16 protein-coding genes and 6 pseudogenes are annotated in these 24685 nt (G+C 55.8%); 9 read left to right on the top strand and 13 right to left on the bottom strand.

Annotated elements, in window-relative coordinates; translation table 11 throughout:
- Window positions 1–2 precede the first annotated feature (2 nt).
- Window positions 3–1469 carry an oligosaccharide flippase family protein gene (locus C444_RS09610; protein ID WP_080509697.1) on the top strand — a complete coding sequence of 489 codons (1467 nt, stop codon included), beginning with the start codon at window positions 3–5 and terminating at the stop codon, window positions 1467–1469.
- A 15-nt stretch (window positions 1470–1484) separates the two neighbouring features.
- On the opposite strand, the pseudogene C444_RS09605 reads toward C444_RS09610, so the two are convergent.
- The 4 genes and pseudogenes from C444_RS09605 to C444_RS21815 form a co-directional block, all read right to left on the bottom strand.
- Window positions 1485–2526, bottom strand: a pseudogene (locus tag C444_RS09605) (IS4 family transposase); the annotation flags it as partial.
- A 3-nt stretch (window positions 2527–2529) separates the two neighbouring features.
- A pseudogene (locus tag C444_RS21235) lies at window positions 2530–3516 on the bottom strand (IS630 family transposase).
- Window positions 3517–3658: 142 nt separating this feature from the next.
- Entirely contained in the window at window positions 3659–4585 is a 927-nt protein-coding gene (locus C444_RS21230) for a glycosyltransferase family 2 protein (RefSeq protein ID WP_004592553.1), read from the bottom strand.
- Between the two features lie 124 nt (window positions 4586–4709).
- Window positions 4710–4859 (bottom strand): annotated as a pseudogene (locus C444_RS21815) (IS1595 family transposase); the annotation flags it as partial.
- Between C444_RS21815 and C444_RS21810 the strand changes: the two are divergent.
- Window positions 4834–4979: pseudogene (locus C444_RS21810) on the top strand (IS1595 family transposase); the annotation flags it as partial. The pseudogenes C444_RS21815 and C444_RS21810 sit on opposite strands and share 26 nt — an antisense overlap.
- Window positions 4980–5339: 360 nt before the next feature.
- Here C444_RS21810 and C444_RS21805 read toward each other — a convergent pair.
- The 3 genes and pseudogenes from C444_RS21805 to C444_RS21220 form a co-directional block, all read right to left on the bottom strand.
- Complete coding sequence (locus tag C444_RS21805) at window positions 5340–6260, bottom strand: alkaline phosphatase family protein (RefSeq protein WP_004592552.1); 921 nt, start codon at window positions 6258–6260, stop codon at window positions 5340–5342.
- A gap of 103 nt (window positions 6261–6363) precedes the next feature.
- A complete protein-coding gene (locus C444_RS09595) occupies window positions 6364–6597 on the bottom strand; it encodes a hypothetical protein (RefSeq protein WP_394324810.1) in 234 nt (77 codons plus the stop codon).
- A 228-nt stretch (window positions 6598–6825) separates the two neighbouring features.
- Window positions 6826–7604 (bottom strand): annotated as a pseudogene (locus C444_RS21220) (IS4 family transposase); the annotation flags it as partial.
- Window positions 7605–7928: 324 nt separating this feature from the next.
- Between C444_RS21220 and C444_RS21215 the strand changes: the two are divergent.
- Window positions 7929–9269, top strand: coding sequence for a sulfatase-like hydrolase/transferase (locus tag C444_RS21215; RefSeq protein ID WP_004592548.1), 1341 nt, complete (start codon window positions 7929–7931; stop codon window positions 9267–9269).
- Between the two features lie 475 nt (window positions 9270–9744).
- Here C444_RS21215 and C444_RS09575 read toward each other — a convergent pair whose 3' ends face one another.
- From C444_RS09575 to C444_RS09555, 5 genes and pseudogenes are all read right to left on the bottom strand, one after another.
- Complete coding sequence (locus C444_RS09575; RefSeq protein WP_152420801.1) at window positions 9745–9957, bottom strand: hypothetical protein; 213 nt, start codon at window positions 9955–9957, stop codon at window positions 9745–9747.
- Between the two features lie 162 nt (window positions 9958–10119).
- A pseudogene (locus tag C444_RS09570) lies at window positions 10120–12050 on the bottom strand (VirB4 family type IV secretion system protein).
- On the bottom strand, window positions 12047–12289 hold the full coding sequence (locus tag C444_RS09565) for a hypothetical protein (protein ID WP_004592546.1): 243 nt from the start codon (window positions 12287–12289) through the stop codon (window positions 12047–12049). The pseudogene C444_RS09570 and the gene C444_RS09565 overlap by 4 nt, the downstream one beginning before the upstream one ends.
- A 244-nt stretch (window positions 12290–12533) precedes the next feature.
- Entirely contained in the window at window positions 12534–12983 is a 450-nt protein-coding gene (locus C444_RS09560; protein ID WP_004592545.1) for a UPF0179 family protein, read from the bottom strand.
- 32 nt (window positions 12984–13015) lie between these two features.
- On the bottom strand, window positions 13016–13393 hold the full coding sequence (locus C444_RS09555) for a DUF5820 family protein (protein ID WP_004592543.1): 378 nt from the start codon (window positions 13391–13393) through the stop codon (window positions 13016–13018).
- Window positions 13394–14004: 611 nt separating this feature from the next.
- On the opposite strand from C444_RS09555, the gene C444_RS09550 reads away from it, so the two are divergent.
- The 6 genes from C444_RS09550 (at window position 14005) to C444_RS09525 (ending at window position 23324) form a co-directional block, all read left to right on the top strand.
- On the top strand, window positions 14005–16077 hold the full coding sequence (locus C444_RS09550; RefSeq protein WP_004592542.1) for a PrkA family serine protein kinase: 2073 nt from the start codon (window positions 14005–14007) through the stop codon (window positions 16075–16077).
- Complete coding sequence (locus tag C444_RS09545; RefSeq protein ID WP_004592541.1) at window positions 16077–18359, top strand: PrkA family serine protein kinase; 2283 nt, start codon at window positions 16077–16079, stop codon at window positions 18357–18359. The genes C444_RS09550 and C444_RS09545 overlap by 1 nt, the downstream gene beginning before the upstream one ends.
- Window positions 18350–19666: a YeaH/YhbH family protein gene (locus C444_RS09540; protein WP_004592540.1), complete on the top strand. Its 1317-nt coding sequence runs from the start codon at window positions 18350–18352 to the stop codon at window positions 19664–19666. Before C444_RS09545 ends, C444_RS09540 begins: the two co-directional genes overlap by 10 nt.
- The gene (locus tag C444_RS09535) at window positions 19663–21702 is read left to right on the top strand and encodes a SpoVR family protein (RefSeq protein WP_004592539.1); all 2040 of its coding nucleotides are present in this window, start codon (window positions 19663–19665) and stop codon (window positions 21700–21702) included. The genes C444_RS09540 and C444_RS09535 overlap by 4 nt, the downstream gene beginning before the upstream one ends.
- Before the next feature lie 141 nt (window positions 21703–21843).
- Window positions 21844–22893 carry a DUF4097 family beta strand repeat-containing protein gene (locus C444_RS09530; RefSeq protein ID WP_152420800.1) on the top strand — a complete coding sequence of 350 codons (1050 nt, stop codon included), beginning with the start codon at window positions 21844–21846 and terminating at the stop codon, window positions 22891–22893.
- Window positions 22894–22931: 38 nt separating this feature from the next.
- The gene (locus C444_RS09525) at window positions 22932–23324 is read left to right on the top strand and encodes a secondary thiamine-phosphate synthase enzyme YjbQ (protein ID WP_004592536.1); all 393 of its coding nucleotides are present in this window, start codon (window positions 22932–22934) and stop codon (window positions 23322–23324) included.
- Between the two features lie 30 nt (window positions 23325–23354).
- On the opposite strand, the gene C444_RS09520 is transcribed toward C444_RS09525, so the two are convergent.
- Window positions 23355–24685, bottom strand: a 1331-nt coding sequence (locus C444_RS09520) for an AMP-dependent synthetase/ligase (protein ID WP_004592534.1), incomplete at its 5' end; no start/stop codon positions are given.

Below are 24685 nucleotides of genomic sequence, written 5' to 3'. Positions count from 1 at the left end.
CCATGACCTCGCTCCTTCGGTCGATACTGTCTATTTTTTCAGGCAGATTTGCCATGATACTAATCAGTCTAGTGTTCACACCGATTCTCGTTCGAATTATCTCTCAGGCACAGTATGGTCTGTATGCGAGTGTGTTAGCTGGGTTTACTATCGTATCGCTTGTGTCGAAAGGTGGACTATTTGATGCGACTAGAAAAACAGTTGCTGAATACACTGACAATCCAAGAGAAGTGGAGTCGATTATCTCTACCTCGTTGCTACTTAGCGTGATTTATGGGCTGCTCGCTACAGGGCTCTTACTTTTGAGCATTCGCCTAGAGATTGTGCCAACCCGATACACGTCGTATGTACAGGTTCTCACGGGTGCGATACTCTTTATTAACATCTTCGAAATAATCAAGGGTGCTCTCCATGGACTGCAGAGGGAATCTGCTGGTGAGGCCTTGAACGTCGCACGTCGGTTGGTTTACACAGTCGGTGCATTACTACTTGCATATGCTGGCTACGACGTACTTGGCGTTGTTACCGCCTATGCTGCATCTTTTCTGCTACTTAGCATTTTAGGTGTCCTTGTACTTGCAAAGTATTCTTCTTACAGATTCCCAGAACAGGGTGCTATTGTGACGTACGGTCAAGACATTGCATCTTACGGCGGTTATCAATTGATTGGCGGGCTTAGTGCAGTGTTGCTTTATAAGAGCGATATCCTTTTAGTTGAACATTTTAAGGGGAGTACGTTCACTGCACTCTACCAGAGCGCAATAACGCCCGCCGAGATGATATGGTTCGTTCCATTTGCGATCCAAATCGCCTTCCTCCAGCATACTGCTAGCCTCTGGAGTTCTAATAAGATTGACGAGATTAACCAGAATATCCAAACCGGAGTAAAGTATGCCGTACTCTCACTAACCCTATTTGGGGTAGGACTGGTTGTACTCGCAGAACCGTTCCTTACCGTCTATTTTGGGCCGGAGTATGTTGATGCAGCCACAACTTTGCAGATACTTGTCTTCGGGACATTCTTTTTTGGCATTACTCGAGTAGTTACTCCAGTGTTCCAAGCAACGGGATGGGTAAAATATACAGAACTCATTACGTTTGCTGTACTAATCGCTAACATATTATTGAACACCCTACTTATCCCTCAGTATGGGATTATAGGCGCTGGAATTGGGACAGGGATTTCATACATACTTATGTTTGTTGGGAATATTATTTTATGGAAATATTCACAATTCAAGCTAGTCTCTTTAGACTGGGCCAGCAAACTTGTAATGACGCAACTAATCTTCGCCGCCTTTTTCGTTGGAATTGTCCGATTAGTAAGTGTCTCGCCGTGGGCTTCATTGATTCTGTTCCCACCATTGGGATTGATACTTTTTATAAGTATCAACCTACTGGCTGGAAATATACCAATTCAGCCAGCCAAACCGTATCTGAGTCGAGTATCAAAATACCTACGCCGTTGAATCATCGGTGTTCGGCTAAGCACTAGACGGCCTCATGATGGCATCAGCAACTCGTTTGCTCAGTATGAGGCGTGATTTCTCTGGTTGACGGCATCACAAAACATAAATTCAACCAAGTTCGGAGGCGGGTACCCGAGCGACTGGGCTAGATCTTCGAGGATGAGTTGGGCGACAGATCGAAAGGTCTTCGCCCGGTGTTCTCGCAGAAACCCTATTTCGGGAAACCGGTCTTGAAACATGCCCAGCAAGGCTCTGCTGACGGTCAACAGAGCCGCCACCACAGCAGCTCCGCGATTACTGGATCGCTTGCCTGGAACTTCTCAAGACCGTACAGCGATTTCGACTCTCGAAACAGCAACTCTACTTTCCACCGCAACCCGTACAGCGCCGCGACCTGCCTTGGCGTGAACTCGGGCAGATTCGTGACGTTCAGATGGTAGTCGTCGGTGTCCGCAACGAGAACACCAACGATGCGGAACCCCATCGCACCGGTCCACTTGCTTCCCAGCGTATGCCCGCCGCTTGAAATCTATTTCCGCGGTTACGTCGATGATCTCCCGAGTAGGATCGTCCAAAACATCCAGAAGACGACGCTCCGGTAAGGAAATGGCGCGCCCGCGCCATTTCCGGCGCTCTCCGACGATCAACGGATTTGCGTTCGACTTCAGCCGCGTCAAGAAAAAGCCCTCGTTGTCATCAACCAGTGCGAACCGACGGAAGCTGTAGAAGCCCAGATTGAACAGTAAAGCCGGTCTCGTAGCCAACTCCCAGTGCGAGTTAGCTGCTCTCGTAGGTGCATTCATCGGTTAGCTGGAAGTCCTTGATCGCCTACTTGATCGTGTTTTGGACGGCATGGAGTTTCGCGCCGAATTAATTCGGGTGAGTCGCAGAAACACATCGAAAAGCCGATGCAACCGTTTTCAGGTTGCATCGGCGATCAGCACCGCTTGGAACTGCTCGAACTGTAGCGTGACCGTATTAGGAACTACGACCTCCTAGAGAGCGTGCTCGAGGGGGTCGCTCAACAGTGCTGCGAGGGCGGTGTGAACCGATCGTATATTCACGGACAGAGATAATTATATATATTTAACGTTTCTATGGATGCAGGCGTATCGAAGACGGCTTCTCTCACTTCATCAAGTTCTTCAAAGAGTTGGTTGCTAAGCCGTTGATCGAGTTTCTGCCAGCATCCTTCCGCGGGGTTCAGCTCAGGTGAACCCCACGGAAGGTGGCACAGACCGATGTCTCCTCAACGGAGTCGTGGACATCGTTCGCTGCGAAATATGATGCGTTGTCCAAGACAACGCAGATTTTCTCGCCGAATTCGGTTTGGAGTGCGTCCAGTAACCATATCGCGATGTCAGTCATAAAGTTGTCTTCACACTTCAGGAAGAAGATGTCACCGCCCAGCAGTTTGAGACTCTCCCGCGCGTCCGACACCGGCAGTGTCGGGCGCTCTTCTTCTGAGAACCATGTGTGGACAAGATCTATCGTGATCTCTTGGCGCGTCTGGTCGATCGCTATGATTGTGTAGTCGTCGTCCAGATCGTCCGTCTTTTTTGAAACCTTCACGGAACGCTTCTTGCGCTCGTTCGTCAGATTCAGCATACTCCGGCCAAGTTTTCCTAGAAGACAGCCCGGCCTTGAACATAAATCGACTGACGTGACGACGGCAGTACTCAATCGAACTCGTGTTTGAGATACTGCTGGGCCAGTGGAACTGTCCACGCACACGCATCAAGTCCAACCTCTTGGGAAGATCCGTGGAACGCTTCGGTGAATCAGTCGTGTTCAGGTTCGTCGAGGTTGTGTGACTGGCCGGGGTGAGGATCATTGTAGATAACCTCCTCGAGCGGCTCTGATTCGAGTCGTATTAGCCAGTTGCGAACCGTGTTTGGATGGACATCATGTCGCTCCGCAATTTTCTGCTGCTCGACACGTCCTTGTATGCGATACCAGCGGGAACTCTCTGTACTGGCTTCTTCTCGTCAACTTCGGCTAAAATTTCTTCGAGTTCATCAACAGTGACGTTCTCCAAGTAGTCCATACCGTGAAAACACTCTATACATGAGGAGGTTCAAGTGAAAGTATAGATCTAGTGGTCGAAGCGGATACCGTTCAATAGTTCACCAGAGCGTTTAAATACTATATCACGGTGATGATGCTTTGACTAACCAAGCCAAGTGAGTTCATAACGTTCTTATTCTCTGATAAATTCCTTTGGACACAGACTCCATTAATCCGATATACTCTTTAGTTCGAAGCGGATTAAGTTTCTTATAATACTTGTACGACTGGGAAAAATCGCCATTTCTTGCAAAAGTTTTCATTAAATGCTTGTCATGGGGCCTCTTTATATTAGTGCCGCGAGCCTCTACCTCCCTAATCTCATCTGAAAATTTCTTTAGAAATTTGTTTTTTCCATCTATTACAGACTCTAACGAGGGTGAATCATATCTATGTTTAGTGACAAGCTTTTCATCAACATAAGCCATTTTTCCTTGTCTTAATAAGCGGATGAGAAATTCCCAGTCCTGATGTCTTTGCATACTCTCATCAAAACCATCAATTCGTTCGATCGCGGTTGAATCAACAAATAATGTAGATGCACCACCTACTCTAGCTTGCATCATTAAAATATCCGGTATGAGTTCTTCTCCCCCTTCTCTGCAATAGTGTTGTCCGGCTTCGGTGAATAAACGTTGATAGAGTAATTCTCGTATTGTACTGGTAATACCTTGACGTTCCTCATCAAATCCACAGTAGGCAGCTATCCATTCGGGAGGACGTGACTCTATTTCTGCAAACTGTTTCTCCAATTTTTTCGATTTCCACTCGTCATCTGAATCCAAGAAAGCGATGTATTTGCCAGAGGCGTGGTCAATACCAGTGTTTCGTGCCGCACTACCTCCGCGGTTCGTTTCGTGACAGATATAACTAACACGTGAATCGTGATATCGACCAACGACATCTTCCAAATTATCAGTAGATGCATCATCTACGATTATTAATTCGAAGTTTTCGTAAGTTTGCTGTAACACACTGTTGATCGCTCTTGGGATTACATCTGCTCTATTATATACTGGAATCACAACGCTAATGGGTACTTCTGCCATGTTATCTATCCAATTAGACTAACAGTAAATTAATCTCATGCATTTTGCCGTTAGATCAATTTCAAGTCCGTTATTAGTCAGGAGAACAAGTAGACATCGCTCTTGTGAAGCACGTTGTTGATTTTCAGAGGACGGCGTTGAAAGCATGTTTGAGCGCTTCGTTACTTGGTTTTCTGTAGAGTTCGCGACGGAGATGAAAGGCTCTAAGATACGGCGTTTGCTTGTCTTTTGACACTCCGCGGTGGCTCTCGCAGGCGTTGACGTGGATGTCGCCGCATCGAAGTGTCTCGAAGGACAAGTTGACACAGTATCTCCGCACCTTTCAACTACGCAACGAACACCTCAGGAAGCCTGGTCGAGAAGACTCAAATACCCTGTCAAAGCAACTCTCTGACATCAACAGTGTGCTTCACATGATCGTTTGCACTTAATCCCGTGGTTTCGCTATTTGCTGGTTCTGTTCAAGCTAGAGACCGTGAATTATGCCTGTTGAGAACTATTGTATGACAGGCTCCGTTCGTCTTTACATAATACCGATAGTAATTCGCGTTATTATAATTACAATCAAAAGTATCAGACGGATCAGTTCCATCAGTCAAGGTGTTGTTCCGTGTGAAATACTGCGATGAGCAAAAATAAAATGGGTGGTTTCAGCTTTTTGCTATGGTGTATATCCGAAATTCGAGCAAAAATCACGGTCCAACAGTATTACTGTGAGTATTAGCTAGAGACGAATGCGACAAGCTCTTCTACACTATCGATACCCAAGTGCCGACAACTGTTCTTCGCGATTTGTATCAATAGAATGAGAGTCCCAATCACCGATTTCTCTCGTCTCATCATCTGTAGCACTAGTCTCAATCCAAGGTACTGAACGAAGGCATGTTAAGGGTAGATCTGGTGGGTGACCATAGACAGTCCATTCACCGACCGCGTTTCCGTGATCAGAGGTAATAATGACTTTGTCGGCGTCCACATTCCTGAGCAGTTCTTCAACTTCATCTAAGCCATAGTGAAGGTTATCCCGGTATCCCTCCCAAACTTCATTTCGGTTCAGATCACCGTCTTCAAGTTGTTCCCAAACGTCCCTCCAGTCCTGATTCCCGAACTTATCCAGTTCCTTTCCACGACTCAGTTTTGGCTTTGACAAAAAGGGACAGTGAGGTTGCATATAGTGGGCAATTACATAATCATGATCTGTTTCTCGCATTATTCGGATTGTCTCATCAGTGATTGCTTCTGGTGGGACTGTTCCGGGATCCGTCCAAGCGGACTTCCAAACTTCTTCTAACACCGAAAAATCACGAGAATCAAGTTTACTTTCGCTGAATGGATTTCCACAAATATACGCAGTCTCAGCCATCTGTCTGCGTCGGTCCTCGGTAAACGTATCTCGCATCCATGCGGTGGTTGTGCTGTTAACTGAACGGATTGATTCAATTTGCTCAATCCAATCGTAATCTGCTGCGACTTCCTGCATCAGATCAAGCCGACAAGCGTCCATGACAATTAGCAGATCCCAGTCCATCTCATAGATTGAATCTCCAGAAGAGAACAGAGGGTCACTAAACGATAAAATCTTATTTTTTACTGGCCGAAAAGAATGTTTGGCACCTTTAATTCCGTTTCGCCGAATTCGGTTATAAGATTCTGCCATCCATTGTCTAGTTCCCATGGTAGCAGTTCTAGACCCAATCTTACTTTAATTGTCGCTATCAAGTCATTTAATCTACGTTGTAGAGGTCCTCGTGGTAGGTTATAGAACCACTCGTCTTTAGCTAAGACTCACACCTCAGTTGTGTAGCGGTAGCGAGCGTCTCTTGTAGTATCGGTCGTTGCTGGTGGATCTTCTGAGCGTCCTCGATCAGTCGCTCCAGCAACGGCGGTGGTGAGTAGCCGAGATACTCACCGAGTTCGTGGAGGATGAGTTGGGCGTGTGACCGAAAGGTCGCCACCCAGCGTTCCGGCGGAAACACGATTTCATCGTCGGCCTGTTCGGTGACCAAATCCAACAGCCATTCGTCTTTAGCTAGCACTCACAGTAATATTGTTAGACCGTAATTTTCGGTCAAATTTCGCCCACACACCACATCAGCACGCTGAAAACCGCCGATTTTAGCTTTTCTCATCGCGGGATTCGACGATGAACAGCGTTTCGACCGACGAAACTAGTTTTCTCAGTACCTGTAGTTATAATACTAATCCTGAAGATTACTATTGATGTTAGCCAAAGACGAATAATCCAACAGCTCACGACCCACCAGCAGTGACAGCAACGCCGCGCACAGCAAAGTTTCTACGACATCACGGTTGCTTGTGTCGAATTCGTCCAGTTCATACTGCGTTTTCAGTTCACGGAACAGCGTTTCTACCCCCCATCGACACCAATACAGCGTTGCTGGGTCTGCCGGGAGGAACTCTTCTGTCGGCAGGTACGTGATGTACAGATGGTAGTCGTCCGCGCCCTCGTTGCGGACGCCGACGACGCAGAACTGCTTCGTATCTAGCGACCACGTTCCATTGTACAGCCCACGTTTGAACTCGGCTTCGACCTCTACGTCGATGTGCTTCCGCAAGAGGTCATCACCCACATCGTCGATCTGCTTGCCGTCCAATGGAATGGCGCGGCCGCGCCATTCCCGAAATTCCACCGTTGTCACCGGGTTCGAGTTATCCTCCGGCCGACTTATGAAGTAGCCGTGGTTCTCGCCGATCAACGCAAAGCGGCGGTACTTGAACTACGCGCGGTCAAACAGAAGCAGCCGTCCTTGCAGCCACGATCCTGTCTTGAACAGCGTACTATAGTGCGTTTTCTCATCTGGAACGTCGATCTGTCCAACCCTCTTTCAGTGGCGTTGTGGAGCAGGTGGAGCTTCCCTCCAGCCTGCTCCTTGTGGCGGGCTTGGGACTCATCAGAGAGGCACTCGCGCAGCCACAACATCTTTACATCAGCGATCAGAATGTCCCTGAGTCGGTCGATATCAGCGTCAACAGCGTCGAAAACAGCGACCACGCCGAGTTCCTCGGCGTACTCTTCAAGGAACTCGGAGGGAGAGGGTGTAGTGAACCGACGCATAATTCTTGATGAGGAGGTTTTGGTGTGCACAGCCGTCACCTGCTAATTCCTCTCGAAAAGAAGCCTCGGTAAGCCGCTGCTGTCACGCGTATAGTCTCTTAGCTAAAGACGGTTACCTTATAATACTACCGTTCAGTCACACTAAGTTCATAGATTGAGAGACTTTTATACAATGTCTGATTACAGAGAATGTCAACAAGAGGGATATCGATATCAGGCATATTCATCAGTAAAGCCAATAGTTCCTCAAGAATACATCGGAGATGAATGCCAAATATTACCAAGTTGGCTCATAAAGCCCAAAAAAAAGCCCCGGTTGATCTCAAAGCACTTCTTGGCCCACTGTACTATCGATATCTTTCGGTTCAAGCTGATCGGGAGCATCAAAATCATCTCTCAGTCTCTTCCGATCCGAATCCAAATGCACCAGATCACGTTCTCATAGTTGCTATCGATGCTTTACGCCCTGATTTCGTTCCAGATGTGGCTCCATTACATTTCGAACGATCGATCGCACCAGGTACATGGACGTTTCCTTCGGTGACCTCAATGCAAACCGGACAGCTTCCGCATGAACATGGTGCCGTCGCTCACGATCATCCAGATGATAGTTCGTTTGCTCTCCCTAAACAGTTCACCGGGTCCCCTACGCTTCCTGCTGTTCTGGAGAGTGCCGGATACAATACGTATCTAGGTAGTAGTTTTATTACACCGTTTCTTGCCCTTCGTGGGTGGTTTGAAAGCCATCGGGTGTATGGTGATGCGGACGTTGAAACAGTACTTTCAGACTACAAGTTGTGGCGTCAGAATCGAGAACGAACCTATGGTTACCTACAACTTGGTGACCTCCATGCCCCGATTGATCCACCAAACAAATACGTACAATCTCACGATGTGGATATGTCGCTTGATGGACTGAACGAACTTGTAAAGTATACGAATAATTACAGTGATGCTCCGCCAGGATGGCGTGAACACCGCCTTCGTCTTTACCGTGCAGCACTGGATTACGTAGAGGATGCACTTGAGCCTCTGGTCGAAAACGTAGTCGACGACACTCTTCTCGTAATCATCGGAGACCACGGCGAAGCAATGTGGGAACATCCGGAGCGAGATCAGCAGTTCGCCGATTCCCGCCCAAACTATGGCGTTGGACATGGTGGCACTCCCTTTGATGAAGTAGCACGCGTCCCTGTTGCACTAAACCATCCAAACTTCGAGTCTCAGTTCCAAGGAGGACTACCGAACGGAAGAGACATTCCAAATACAATTTGTGCAGGATTAGGGATCGATGAACCAGAATTCGGAGGTTTCAATTGGTTCAATAAAATTCCGGAAGACCGATACACGATCTGCGAAGCCACTCGATATGGAACCGAACGAAAAGCAGTCTATCAAGGTGATGCAAAAGTCATCCGCTCTGAAACGGATAACGTGACCCTTGATGCAACGGTTCATGAGAACGGAGGAGAGACGTTCGAAACTCTTTCGGACGATACCATCAACTCATTACTGAGTAATCTTCCGGACAGCTGGGATAATATGGATATCGAGACTGATGCCTCCGCAATGGTTCAGGATCAACTCGAAGCGCTTGGTTATCGCTAGATTTTTATTGGTTCAGAAGTCCCGTAGATTCTTATTTGGTGTAGGTGCAGACATGAATAGACCAAATTCTTTCTCAATAGAGGGGGTACAACAACACACCCCTGTTTGAAACGTTGTGCTCAAAACGTCGGTTGCAAGTAGCTATCTATTAAATTATATTTTTAACTTACAGTTATGTCTGGTTATGTGTGCAACCAAAACAATCTCACCAATGAAGGTCTACACAGCACCGAACAGTGAGGTTGTGGCTGCGCGCGCAGCGAAGCGAGCACGGAGCGGAGGGTGGGGTGGTGGGGTCGCGGGGCCGTGGTTGAAACGAACGGGGCAAGGCCCCGCTAGTCGCTCGCCACCAGCCCGGTGACTAAGTCAGTCTGATTGAGGTGGGTTTCGCCCGCCTCGTATACCGCCTGGAGTAGCGCGCAATCTTGTGTTTCGAGGTCGGCACGGTTTCGCTGACCGCCGTCACCACGTCTGCCTATGTAAGCACCTTCCCTGGCGTGAGCCGATCCGCCGCGCAGACGGCCGCCCCAGCCACAGTCATTCGTGCCGTGCCCGGACCGATGGGGACTGTATCGGCCACGTCTGGCAACCGTTCGCCGACGCTCACCAGTTCGATCCCTGTTTCCACGTCGATGCTAGTCTCACCGAGGACCGTCACGACCCGGTCCACCGCCCGATCGCGAACCACCGGTGCGTCCACGAGTGTCTGCAACTGGGTCTTCCGTGGAGCTGCACACACCCGCTCACGAATGCTTTTTGTGAACTGGACTATCTGGGCTGGCGTTCGCTACACGCCCTGCTAACTCAAATTTTGCTCGGACCATATGGTCTAGAACACAACGTTCAACCGCTAGTCTCCGATGACATCCACCTCGTACTCACTCGCTCGCACTCGAATCGGGAACCAGCCCTCTTCGTCGACTCCAAGCAGCGCTTCGGAGTAGCCATCAGCGCCATTCCCGGCTTTTGCAGACTGTACCCAGTCGATCTCTCGGTCGCTGAGGTTGAACCACTCAGCCAGTTGCTGAGCCGCCTCATCAACGCGGTGGATGATCGTCATTGAACAGAGGTTGCAATCGTCCGGGTCTCCGGCGTGAGTGCGAACTCACCACCGGTCTGGGTGATGAACTGCAGGGAGATATCGTAATGCCGACTGTGACGGACAGCCGTTTCGAGGAAATCCAGCGAAGTTGCGTCATTCATCAGGTAGTGAGCTTCGTCGATAGCGAACACCACCCGTTTGTCCGTTTGTTTGGCGCGTTCATACACCGCGTTGAACAACACCTGCATCATCAGACTCGTTTCGGACCGCCCGCGTGTCCCCTCCTCTTGGTGGAGATCCAGATACACGACATCGGATGTGATATCGAACTCAGTAGGTTCTGCAAGGTTCGCGAGGTCGCCACCTTCCCTGAAGGACGGACGCAGGTCGATCAACAGTGATTCTGCATCCGTCCGGACGTTCTCCTGTTCACCAGCTGTGACGTAGCCAAACGTCGCCGGATCGTCTAGCAGTTGTTCAAGAACGTTAATCACGTCACGGACCGTTGGTGATGGCTGGTCGTGTGTCGCTGGGTCCCGGGTAATGCCCTGTTGCTCGTAGGCCTCCTGAACACACCGGCGAAGTGTCTGCTTTCGATCACCGAGGGGGTTCCCTGCCACCTGTTCGAAGAACGTCTCGAAGAACGTGAGAACCCACGCGATTTGCTCGGCCCATGGATCCAGATCCGGGACCGTATCTAACACAGTCGTCGGTGTGGGCTGTATCTCCAGCGGATTGAACGACCGGGACCCGCCGACTGTGACACGCTCACCACCGAGTGCATCGTTGAGTGACGCAAACCCCTCAAGCGGATCCAGCATCACAAGCACCGTGTCCTGATCGTGCATTGCCCGCCGGAGTAACTGCAGTTTCGTTGAGAAGGACTTGCCAGCGCCGAGCTTGCCGATCACCATCGCACAGTAGCCTGTTTCCCTGGCAAATCGATCGAGCAGGAGGGGACTCTCATTGAGTGCGTACGTCCCGTATTCGATGCCGTGTTCGGCCATCGCTCCCGGTACGAACGGGAACATTGCTCCCAGTGCGCCACCCAGCATCGGCGTCTGTGTATCCTGCTCAAGATTCATTTTGTCCACACCGACTGGGCTGGCTGAGACGAGCGCGTCCAGTTGTGCCCATCGCGGCGACACTGGCGTTAGATTCGCTGGCGCTCGTCTGGCCGCGTTCGCAACCGTTTCGGACGCGACATCTTCGTTTGTCTTCCCTCGCTCGGTGAGATACATCGACACATCGAACGCTTCCATCGATGTGTTCCGAAGCACATCGTACAGCTCTTGGTAGTCCTGCAGGTCCTTGCTGACTCCCCGTGCGCCTGCCCGGCGCTTCTCCGAGAGATACGCCATTTCCGCTTCCAGATCCTCGATTTTGTTCTCCAGCGAATCCAGCGTCGTCTGCGTGTCCCTGGGTGTGATGTGCATCGAGATGTCTGTCGTTCGCGTCTCAGCCGTCGAATACAGCTTCTCGAAGAGCCCATCCCGCGGTGCATCCGGAAACTGGCCAATCCAGAACGTGCGTGCCCACCGCTCACCGGTTCGTATCGTCGTCGGTGTTCGCTCGATCTCTGATGGTGCGACGAGTGACTGATGGATATCTGCAGGTGTATCCAGCGACCGTTCACTCTCCCTGTTGACGACATCGAATGCAGGCGTGTCATCCCCGGATGATTCCGCTCCTGATGCTGTGTCTGATTTACCTCGGAAGGGAAGCCAATCCCACGTCATGGGCGATCCCCAACAAGCGGACGTGTCCGGAGTATCTCTTCGAAGTTACCGTACTCCAGCGTCTGGCAGGCCCAGAACTCACTGATGACCTGTGCCCCATCACTTGCATCGACGATCATCGCTTCACACCCCTCGATATCGCGTATTCCGGACTGAACACGAGACAGTCGCTCTTCGAGTGTCGTGAACAGCGCCTCACGCTGTCGTTCAGGTGCTGGTATTGATGGTGATTTGTGCATCCCATAGATCATTCACGGAAGGTAATCATTTGATTGATTTTATTGTTGAATAATCAACCGATACTGGGGTGTGCCACACCCGCTGGAAGTGAAATCATAGATCTGTTTCAGGTATGCACCACAGTTGAATACCATAGAGAGTATCATATGACTCTGCACAAAGTGTTACTTTCAGCCAGGGTCCCTGAATAGACTATCTAGTATCCCTACGAATCTCTGGCCTGGGAATGGAGGTGGCACGAAGCTATTCCTGAGGAACTTCCAATTCCACCAACGTCAGATCCCGGTCTAGCATACAGTAGTCATGCGGCGGGTCACCAACAATCTCAGAGATACGATATTCCTCATCAAATTCAGCGCCAGCGGGCTCACAGTAGGGGTGGCTGGGACACTCAGTGTGTGGACAGGGGCCCATCAGCGACGCCTTACTCCCAGCGTACGCCCCCTTCGAGGGGACGTTGGCCTGAATCGGCGCGGGTTCGACCTCGACAGCTCGAACGCCGGTGTCGTGCATAGCACAGTCTAGCGTTTGCCCGCTCTGTCGGACGTTGGTGATCCGGTAGCGGTTTCCGGTCGTCAGATTGAGGCATTGGTCGCGGTAGGGACAGTCAGCACAGCCGCTGGCTTCGCCGCGGTAGACGAACTCCGCGCCGACCTCGGCGAGGCGCGTCCCAACGAGCGTGACAGTGGTCATACCGAGTTATAGAATGTCGCCACGGTAAAGCCTCATGTCCGCCTGGTCAGGGCGTCCAGTTTGTCCAGATACGCCTCACGGGGTACCTGGTACAGCGAGCGGTAGTCCAGTTCGCCGTTGGCGAACCGGGAGGCCAGCGCCACAGCGCCCTCAACGGCAGCGTCACGGTGCTCGTAGGAATCGGCGTCACGCTCAACTTCGGGTTCCAGATAGAAGGTGACATACCAGCGCTCTCCGGTCCGGTCAGCGCCGGGGCGGCGGGTCCGTTTCCCGCGCGTGAGATAGATCGTCGGGAGACACGGCGCTGGGAATTGCTCGGAGTCGAAGACGTCCGGGCGATACGCGAGGATGAGTTTCTTGTCGGTCTCGTTCCACACCGTCCAGTCTTCGGGGAGGCCCGACAGGTCCATACCGCGGAATTGGCGCGGACCGGCAAGAATCCGCTGGTCCGTCCCGAAGTTCACCAGGCCGGGAAGGAGGCAATCGTTCGGACGACAGCACCATCGATGTGTCAAGTTACCATACTGTGTGTCCAGTTCTCAATCGCCAATCAATCCGCCAACAGATTCACATCAATCCAGCGCTAAATACTGGCCGACTCACCGAAGAGAACAGTTGACAACCGACACAGTATATAAACCAATCAAAAACTAATGAGATCTGTTAACATAGTTGTGGCCCGCCGTCCCCGCATTCGGCTGACCAGAACACCGGAATTTATCGGCGGTATGCGCGGAGTAGGGCAAAGTTCTTATATGAACAGGACTCGTACGGTAAATAGTATCGGAAACAGTTCGGCACTGTCTTCCGTTACCACGCCAGGACGGAACAGTCCCCGTGTTCCGCCCGGCAGGTCAGCCATGGAAGGGTACACGCGTCACCCTGCAGCGAAGGGTGCTTCAGCGGCCGTACGCGGTCACATCTGCAGCGGACGGCATCGACACCGAGTAGACACACGGACCCGTGGTCAGCCCGCAACAGTCGGTGGTCGAATGCAGCCACGCCGAATTACTGAGAGAGCATGAGCAAGAACAAAGAGACACTCGAAGCGCTGAGCAAGGAGTACCGTGACACGATACCGGCGGACCTCCGGAAGACGAACTCGTTCGACTGGTATCTGCAACAGTTGTACGACGAACCGAAGATCGCCCGCAACGCCCACCAGCGCGTCGCGGACATGTTCGACTACTACGGCACCTCCTACGACGAGGAGGCCGGCGTCGTCGAGTACGAACTGGCGAGCGAGGACCCGCTCAACGACGGCGAGAACACCTTCTACGGACGGGTCATCCACGAGGCGATCCACGAGTTCGTCAACAAGGTCAAATCCGGCGCTCGCGGGCTCGGTCCCGAAAAGCGTATCAAACTACTGTTAGGCCCTGTGGGGTCGGGGAAATCAGACTTCGACCGACAGGTCCGCCGGTACTTCGAGGACTACACCAGCCGGGACGACGGCCGGATGTACACGTTCCGGTGGACGAACCTCTGTGACGTTATCCACGACCAGGACCCCGCCGACGACGTGGTCCGGTCGCCGATGAACCAGGATCCGCTCGTGTTGCTCCCCCAGAAGCAGCGAGACAAGGTCATCGAGGATATCAACGAGGCCCTCGACGCGCCCTATACTATTCGAAACGAGCAGTCGCTGGACCCGGCCTCGGAGTTCTACATGGACCGCCTGCTAGCCGAATACGACGACGACCTACAGGCCGTTCTCGAAAACCACGTCGAGATCGTCCGCTTCGTCGCCGATGAGAACCAGCGCCGCGGGATCGAGACGTTCGAGCCCAAGGACAAGAAGAACCAGGACGAGACGGAACTCACCGGCGACGTCAACTACTCGAAGATCGCCATCTACGGTGAGAGCGACCCGCGAGCGTTCGATTACTCCGGAGCGTTCTGTAACGCCAACCGCGGCATCTTCTCGGGCGAGGAGCTGCTGAAACTCCAGCGGGAGTTCCTCTATGACTTCCTCCATGCCAGTCAAGAACAGACAATCAAGCCCAAGAACAACCCCCGCATCGACATCGACCAGGTCATCGTCGGCCGGACGAACATGCCTGAGTACCGGGACAAGAAGGGCGACGAGAAAATGGAGGCGTTCAACGACCGGACCAAGCGCATCGACTTCCCGTACGTCCTCCAGTACGCGGCCGAGGCCCAGATCTACCAGAAGATGCTGCGCAACGCCGACCTGCCGGACATCCAGGTCGAGCCCCACACCCTTGAGATGGCGGGCCTGTTCGGCGTCCTCACCCGCATCGAGGAGCCTGACAACGAGTCCATCGACCTCGTCCAGAAGGCCAAGGCCTACAACGGCGAGATCGACGAGGCCGAGGACGTCGACGTGAAGAAGCTCCGCGAGGAGGCCGAGAAGATGGCCGACATCGGCGAGGGGATGGACGGCGTCTCCCCGCGGTTCATCGGCGACGAGATCGCCGAGGCCATCATGGACTCGATGCACCGCAGCCGCGACTTCCTCTCGCCGCTGACGACGTTCAACCACCTCGAAGGCAACTTAGAGAACCACGGCTCCATCGACGAGGAGTCGTTCAGCAAGTACTACCGCTTCCTCGAACTCGTCCGCGAGGAGTACAAGGAGCGGGCCATCGAGGACGTGCGCCACGCGCTGGCTTACGACATGGACGAGATCCAGCGCCAGGGCGAGAAGTACATGGACCACGTCATGGCCTACATCGACGACGCGACCGTCGAGGACGAACTCACCGGCCGCGAGCAGGAGCCAGACGAGCAGTTCCTGCGCTCCGTCGAGGAGAAACTGAACCTCCCCGAGGACCGCAAGGACGATTTCCGACAGGAAGTGTCCAACTGGGTGTCCCGCCGTGCCCGCGAGGGTGATACGTTTAACCCACAGGACAACGACCGCCTGCGCCGCGCGCTCGAACGCAAACTCTGGGAAGACAAGAAACACAACATCAACTTCTCCGCGCTGGTCTCCAGTTCGGAGATGGACGACGAGGAGCGCAACCAGTGGATCGACGCCCTCATGGAACAGGGCTACTCGGAAGAGGGAGCCAAGGAAGTGCTCGAGTTCGCCGGTGCGGAGGTCGCCAAAAGCGAGATGGAAGAGTAATGTCTGGCGAGGAGTACATCGACCGCGCGGACGAGTCGCTCGACGCCGCCTACGAGGCCCCGATGAGCCTCGCGGAGTACGTCGACGCCGTCCTCGAAACGCCCCAGGTCGCGGCGCATGCCTCGAAGTACCTGCTCGATGCCATCGAAGCGGCGGATACACGGACGGTCATCGAGGAGGGCGAGGAGAAGGAGCGCTACCGCTTCTTTGACGACCCGCACAACGACGGGGAACACGCCATCCTGGGCAACACCGAGGTGCTGAACGCCTTCGTCGACGACCTCCGCTCGATTGCGGCGGGTCGCGGCAAAGACGAGAAGATCATCTGGCTGGAGGGGCCGACAGCCACTGGCAAGTCCGAACTGAAACGCTGTCTCATCAACGGCCTGCGGGAGTACTCGAAGACGCCCGAGGGGCGGCGCTACACCGTCGAGTGGAACATCGCGGGAGCCGGCGGCAGCGCCACCAGCATGACCTACGGGAACGCGGCCGTCGAGGACGAGGACGACTGGTACGAGAGTCCCGTCCAGGCCCACCCGCTGACGGTGTTCCCCGACGACGTTCGCGCGGACCTGATCGCCGAGATCAACGAGCGGCTGGACGACCACATCCCGATCCGCGTCGACGGCCAGCTCGACCCGTTCTCGCGGGAGGCCTACGACTTTCTCGAAGAGCAGTACCGACGTCAGGGCGAGACAGACCTGTTCTCGGCGGTCACCCAGCCGGCCCACCTCCGGGTGAAGAACTTCGTCGTGGACGTGGGCCACGGTATCGGCATCCTCCACTCCGAGGACGAGGGGACGCCCAAGGAACGGCTCGTCGGCTCGTGGATGCACGGGATGCTCCGGGAGCTCGATTCGCGGGGCCGCAAGAACCCACAGGCGTTCAGCTACGACGGCGTCCTCTCGCAGGGCAACGGCCTGCTGACCGTCGTCGAGGACGCCGCCCAGCACGCCGACCTGCTCCAGAAGCTGCTGAACGTCCCCGACGAGTCCCACGTCAAGCTCGACAAGGGCATCGGGATGGACGTGGACACGCAGCTCATCATTATCTCGAACCCGGATCTGGAAGCCCAGCTGAACAAACACGCTGACCGCGAGGGCCAGGACCCGCTGAAAGCGCTGAAACGCCGGCTCGACAAACACGAGTTCACGTACCTGACGAACCTCTCGCTTGAAGCCCAGCTCCTGCGCCGTGAGCTGACCAACGAGACAGAGGTCTGGGACCCCGAGACGTGGGACGAACTGGAGACGTGGATTCAGGAGCCCCTGACTATCTCGGTCCGGGACGAAGTCGAGACGGCGACCGACAAAGAGCTGGCCCCACACACCATCGAGTCCGCGGCCCTGTACGCCGTCGTCTCGCGGCTGGACAGCGCCGAAATCCCGACCGGGCTGGACCTCGTGGACAAGGCGCTACTGTTCGACCGGGGCTACCTGATGGAGGGCGACGAACGCGTCGACATCGAGGACTACGACCTAGAGACCACCGCCGATGACGGCGACCACGGCATCCCGGTCACCTACGTCCGCGATATCATCGCTGACCTACTGCACGAGCCACAGGACCGGCACCACCCCGACCTCCCGGTCGAGCACGTGCTGATGCCCCGCGACGTGCTCAACGCCGTCGCCGAGGGGCTGGCAGATGCCCCCGTGTTCTCGACCGGCGAGGCCACGGAGTACGAGGAGCGCGTCGTGACTGTCAAGAACTACATCTTCGGCCAGCAGGAACAGGACGTGCTCGACGCGATGATGCGGGACAAGCGCGTCGACGAAGAAACAGTCGAGGAGTACATCGAACACGTCTACGCCTGGGAATCGGACGACCAGATCGAGAACGAACGGGGTGAGCTCGTCGACCCGGACCCGCTGAAGATGAAGGTGTTCGAGATCGAGCACCTGGGCCGGTTCGACGAGAAGAACTACGACGGCAACGAGCCCGACCACGCCGTCGAGCAGTTCCGGACGGAAAAGATCATCACGGCGCTGAACCGCCACGCGTGGCAGCGCCGCGACGAGGAGTTCCGCGTCGGCGACGTGAACCCCAAGGAGATACCGGTCATCAACACGGTCCTCGGCAGCTACGACTGGGACGACATCCAGCGCACGTACGAAGACTTCGAGCCTGGGCAGTGGGACAACCCACCGTCCGGGACCGAGACGGCCCGCCTCAAGGCGAAGACGCTGGACAACATGGTCGAGATGTTCGACTACACCGAGGCCTCCGCCGAGCTGACCAGCCGACACGTCATGAGCCAGGTGAGTTACAGATGGGACTGAAAGACGACCTCGAACGGTACCGCGACGTGGGCGAGGAGCGCCGACAGGACCTCGCCGAGTTCATCCAGTACGGCGACCTGGGCCAGTCCCGGGGCGATTCGGTCCGTATCCCGATCAAGATCGTCGACCTCCCGGAGTTCGAATACGACCAGCGCGACCAGGGCGGGGTCGGCCAGGGCGAGGGTGCCGAGGAAGGCGACCCGGTCGGCCAGCCACAGCCCCAGCCCGGCGACGACGACGGTGACGAGGACGGCGAACCCGGCGAGGAAGGCGGCGAACACGAGTACTACGAGATGGACCCCGAGGAGTTCGCCGAGGAACTCGACGAACAACTGGGACTGGACCTCGAACCCAAGGGCAAGAAAGTCATCGAGGAGAAAGAGGGTGATTTCACGGATATCACCCGAACCGGTCCCTCCTCGACGCTGGACTTCGAGCGGCTGTTCAAGAAAGGCCTCAAGCGGAAGCTCGCGATGGATTTCGACGAGGATTACGTCCGCGAGGCGCTCAAAGTCGAGGGCTGGGGGCCGGCCACCGTCTACGAGTGGGCCCGCGAGCGGAACATCCCCGTTTCGAAGGCCTGGATCGACGATGCCTACGACGACCTGCCCAGCGACGAGAAAGCCGTCTGGGACTCCATCGAGGAGATGGAAGACAACGTCGAGAAGGTCGAGACCTCACAGCGCATCCGTCGGGAAGGTGTCGACCAGATTCCGTTCCGCCGCGAGGACGAACGCTACCGCTACCCCGAGATCGTCGAGGAGCGCGAGAAAAACGTCGTCGTCGTGAACATCCGGGACGTGTCGGGGTCGATGCGCCAGAAGAAACGCGAACTCGTCGAGCGGACGTTCACGCCGCTGGACTGGTATCTCACGGGCAAGTACGACAACGCCGAGTTCGTCTACATCGCCCACGACGCCGACGCCTGGGAGGTCGAGCGCGACGAGTTCTTCGGCATCCGCTCGGGCGGTGGCACCCGCATCTCCAGCGCGTACGAACTCGCGGCGGAAATCCTCGAAGAAGAGTACCCCTGGAGCGAGTGGAACCGCTACGTGTTCGCGGCGGGCGACAGCGAGAACTCCTCGAACGACACCGAGGAGAAGGTCATCCCGCTTATGAAGCAGATTCCGGCGAACCTCCACGCCTACGTGGAGACCCAGCCGAGCGGGAACGCCATCAACGCCACCCACGCCGAGGAGGTCGAACGCAACTTCCGCGACGCCGACAACGTCGCGGTCGCGTACGTCTCCTCGCCGGAGGATGTGGTGGACGCCATCTACGACATACTCAGTACGGAGGACCAATGAACAACGATAGATTCGCGAAACAACGCATTGCCGATGACCTCGACGAACCCGTTGAGGAGGCTGGCAACCTCGCCAGAAAGCTCGGGCTGAAGCCCTACCCGGTGAACTACTGGATCGTCGACTACGACGAGATGAACGAACTCATCGCCTACGGTGGGTTCCAGCAGCGCTATCCGCACTGGCGCTGGGGCATGCAGTACGACCGCCAGCAGAAACAGGGCCAGTTCCTCGGCGGCAAGGCCTTCGAGATCGTCAACAACGACGACCCGGCCCACGCCTTCCTGCAGGAGTCGAACACGCTGGCTGACCAGAAGGCCGTCATCACCCACGTCGAGGCCCACGCGGACTTCTTCGCTAACAACGAGTGGTTCCGCATGTTCACCGACGGCTCCTCCCGGACGACAACCGATGCCTCCGGCGAGGACCGACGTCGCGGCCCTGACGCCGCGGGGATGCTCGCCCGCCACGGCGACACCATCCAGGAGTACATGCAGGACCCCGACATCAAGCGGGCCGAGGTCGAGCGGTTCATCGACCACGTCCTCTGTCTGGAGGACAACATCGACCAGCACGTCCCCTACAGTCCGGTCGAAACAGTTCCGGAGGAGTTCGAGGATATCGAGGGGGCCGACGTGACCGACCAGCTAGACGATCTGGACCTCTCCGAGGAGGTCAAGCGCCAGGTGTTCGACGACGAGTGGCTCGACGCTCAGCGCGACGACGACGAGAACGTCACGTTCCCCGCCGAACCCGAGAAGGACGTGCTCGGCTTCCTCCGAAAACACGGCATGCAGTACGACGAGGACGCCGAGCGCGCCACGGAGATGGAGGACTGGCAGAAAGAACTGCTGGAGTTGCTTCGTCGGGAGGCCTATTATTTTGCCCCGCAGAAAATGACGAAAGTGATGAATGAGGGGTGGGCCTCCTACTGGGAATCCCTGATGATGACCGGCGAGCAGTTCGCCGGCGACGACGAGTTTATCCTCTACTCGGACCACATGTCGAAGGTGCTCGGATCGGGCGGGCTGAACCCCTACAGCCTCGGCCTGGAGATCTGGGAGTACGTCGAGAACACGGAGAACCGCCGGGAGGTCATCGAGCGCCTGCTCCGCGTCGAGGGTATCACTTGGCGGAACTTCGACGAGAGCGTCGACTACGAGACCGTACAGGAACACCTGCTGCCGCCCGAGTGGCTCACCGACGTGCCGAGTCACCTCGACGATCTCGATCCCGAGGACCCGCGGGTCGATAGCGACGGCCTGGCGGCGGCCCGCGACGGCGAGTTCGACGTGGAACAGTACCCCTGGAAGGTCCTGACCTACGAGGGACTGGCCCACCGGCACTACTCACTGGTCAAGCCACAGTATCGCGGCTTCGTCTCCCGGATCGGCCAGGAAGAACTGGAACGGACCGCCCGCTACATGTTCGACGACTCGCGCTACGACAGCGTCGAGGAAGCGCTTGCAGACGTAGACTACACCCGCGGCTGGGAGCGCATGCGTGAGATCCGCGAGAGTCACAACGACGTGACCTTCCTCGATGAGTTCCTCACCCAGGAGTTCGTCGACGACAACGACTACTTCACCTACGAGTACACCCACGCCTCGGGCGACTATCGGGTGACATCGACGGACCACGAGGACGTGAAAAAGAAGCTGATGTTGCAGTTCACGAACTTCGGGAAGCCCACTGTCGTCGTCGAGGACGGCAACTACCAGAACCGCAACGAACTGCTGTTGGCCCACCAGTACAACGGCGTGATGCTCGACATCGGCCAGGCCAAGGAGGTCCTCAAACGCACCTTCGAACTCTGGGGCCGGCCGGTGAACCTGCTGACTATCGTCAAGGAGTTCGACGACCACGACGTAGAGGTCGCCAAGCGCCGCGACCGCGAACCCGAACCCGAAGAGGTCGGCAAGCGCATCCGCTACGACGGCGACGAGGTGACCGTCACCGACGTGGACTGGTCGGAAGTCGAACACCTCACCGCGACCGACATCGACTACAACACCAAACCCGACGAGTGGCTCGCCTGAACAGGGACCGCTCCGAGCGGTTGTCGCCGTGAAACGATAGGTGGCCTTATTTATCCAGGGTTTGTATCCACTGACAGGTGTGGAGCGCCGGCCGGCGCTCCGGGTGAAATGGACAACCGGATACGAACGGGTGGACTCGCTGTGCTCGTCACTGCCTGGCTAGTCGTCACTGCCGGGGCCGGAGCAGGCGTCACCTACGGCCTGCTGTCGGATGACGCCACCGCGTCCGGAACCATCCGGATCGATGTCGGGTCGTCGGCCCCGCCAAATGGGGACGCGTACAACGACGCGAACGGCAACGGCCGATACGATGAGGGAGAGACGACGTACGCGGCGGACGAACTAGCCAGCTTTTACGATCCATCGGCAAACCTCGTCATTCCCGAGACTGTGGAGTCAATCGAACAGGACCAAGTAGGAATCACCGCGGGGAGTATCACGTATAGCGGAAAAGTCGAATCAGAAAGTGTTTCGCTAACTGCGAAAAGTGGTGATATCTCGGTCAACGGCGCAGAAGTCGAATCCGAGGGTTCAGTCCAACTCAGTGCCCCGAACGGCGGTGTTTCGATGACTGATGGCACAGTCGAATCAGAGAGCGTTTCGGTAACTGCAAAAGATGGAGATGTTTCGATGGACGGTACGACAGTCGAATCCGAGGGTTCAGTCCAACTCAGTGCCCCGAATAACGGTATCTCGATAATTGGTGCTTCAGTCGAATCGGAGAGTATTTCGGTGACTGCAAAAGGCGAGGATATCTTGGCTGACAGAGCGACACTCAACTCTGAAGGGGCGGTCCAGCTCAAAGCGCCAAACGACGGCATCTCGATAGTCAACGGACTGATCGAATCTGAGAGCGTGTCGCTAACTGCGAAAGGCGGATGTATCACAGTCGACGGCACAGCGGTCAATGCTGAAGGAGATATTGTACTTAGAGCGCCCAACGATCCAATTTCGATGACGGGTGCAGAACTCTCTGCGGACGGCAGTGTTACACTCAGATCCAACGGAGACATCCACGCGAACGACTCGTCGATGGAGAGCGGAAACGGCGCGATCACTGCTGACCTCGGCACAACAGACGCGACCCTGTACGTCGACGGGGCGACCATCGACGACGGCGACGACGCCATCGCTTACCGGCCGAACGGAGTCCGCGTCGTTCCCAGCGACGGCCCAGCGACTGGGCCCTGACCGGTGCGTTTGTGTCCCATCCAGTTGTAGGCGCAGATATGCCAACGAATCGGTTCACTGTCTCAACTGACGACCGGCTTTCGGTCGTCGACATCACCGAGCGAGTCCGAGATGCGATTCCAGAAGACGCCGAAGGGACCTGTACCGTGTTCGTCCGTCACACCACGGCGGGCATCACCGTCAACGAGGCCGAGCCGCGATTGCTGGGTGACCTCGGCGACGCACTCGGGGACCTTATCCCGGACAGCGGGTGGGACCATGACGAACTGGACGGCAACGCGGATTCACACGTCCGGGCGATGTTCGTCGGCCCGAGCGAGACGATTCCCGTGCGCGACGGCGACCTCGACATGGGGACGTGGCAGTCCGTGCTGTTCGTCGACTGTGACGGACCACGAGAACGAGCCGTCGACGTGGTCGTCACCGATTGAGGCGGCGACAGCATTACTGGTGACCACCAGTCAGGCCGCTTCGACCTGCTGCTGTCCGTATATCTCGGCGAGTCTCTCGCGGTACGCGCTGCGGATGTTGCGGCGCTTCTTTTTCATCGACGGGGTGAGCAAGTCGTTTTCGGCGGTCCACTCCCGGGAGACGAGCGCGAACGACTTGATCCGCTCGACACGTTCCAGTTCCTCGTTGACCGCGTCCACGGCGGTCTGGACCCACGCGTGGACGCGTTCGTCCTCGACCAGTACTTCGGGGTCGTCGGGGAGGGCGACGCCCTCGCTGTCGGCCCACCGGCGGAGTTCCTCGAAGTTCGGGACGATTATCGCGCCGATGAACTTCTGGTCGTCGCCGACGACCATGACCTGATCGACCCGGTCGCTCGTCGCGAACTGGTCTTCGATGGGCTGTGGCGCGACGTTTTTGCCCGTCGAAAGGACGAGCAGTTCCTTGAGGCGGTCATGATAAATGAGGAAGTCGTCGTCGGTTCGTTCGACGATGTCGCCGGTGCGGAACCACTGGATGCCGTCGATTTCCGTGAAGGCTCGCTCCGTCGCGTCAGGATCGTTCCAGTACCCTGCTGTGACGTTCGGGCCGTCGACGAGCAGTTCGCCCACGTCGCCAGTGATATCGTCGAACTCACTTGCGTCAACGACACCGGTATCGATGTGAACGTCGACGTCAGGCAACGGGGCACCAAGGGTTCCGGGCCGGACGTCCTCCGGTGGGTTCACGGTCAGGACCGGCGACGTTTCCGTGAGGCCGTACCCTTCGAGTATCGTTAGCCCCATCCCGAGGAACGTCTCACAAAGCGCCTTCGAGAGGCTGCCGCCGCCACTGACCATGAACTCGATGTTTCCCCCGAGCCGTTCTTTGACGGTGCTATAGACGAGGCGGTCTGCGAGTGAGTGTTTGAGACCGAGTACCGGCCCCGGGTCGTCAGTGCGGGCGTAGTCGCGGGCCACGTCCATCGACCAGTCGAAAATCCGCTTTTTGAGCGGGGACTCGCTGGCCTGCGTTCGCATATTGTCGAAAATCCGCTCGTAGACTCTGGGAACGCTCAGCCCGGTCATCGGTTTGACAGTCTGGAGGTCGTCGGCCAGCGTATCCGGGCTTTCAGCGTAACTCACAGCCGCGCCGGATGCATACATGAAGAAATGCCCCGCGAGGCGTTCGAACACGTGTGCCAGCGGGAGGAACGCTATCGAACGCGTCTCGGCGGTAACGGTCGGCAAATCCGAAGGCTTGTCGGGTCGTGGCCCGATTCGCCTGCGCGTCTGATTGACGTTCGCCCGGAAGTTGCGGTGGGTAAGCTGGACCCCTTTCGGCTGGCCCGTCGTCCCGGAGG

The organism is Haloarcula japonica DSM 6131 (genome assembly GCF_000336635.1).
In the GTDB taxonomy this organism is placed as follows: domain Archaea; phylum Halobacteriota; class Halobacteria; order Halobacteriales; family Haloarculaceae; genus Haloarcula; species Haloarcula japonica.
The sequence above is the reverse complement of the archived record's forward strand: the minus strand, read 5'-3'. Positions and strand labels throughout refer to the sequence as shown.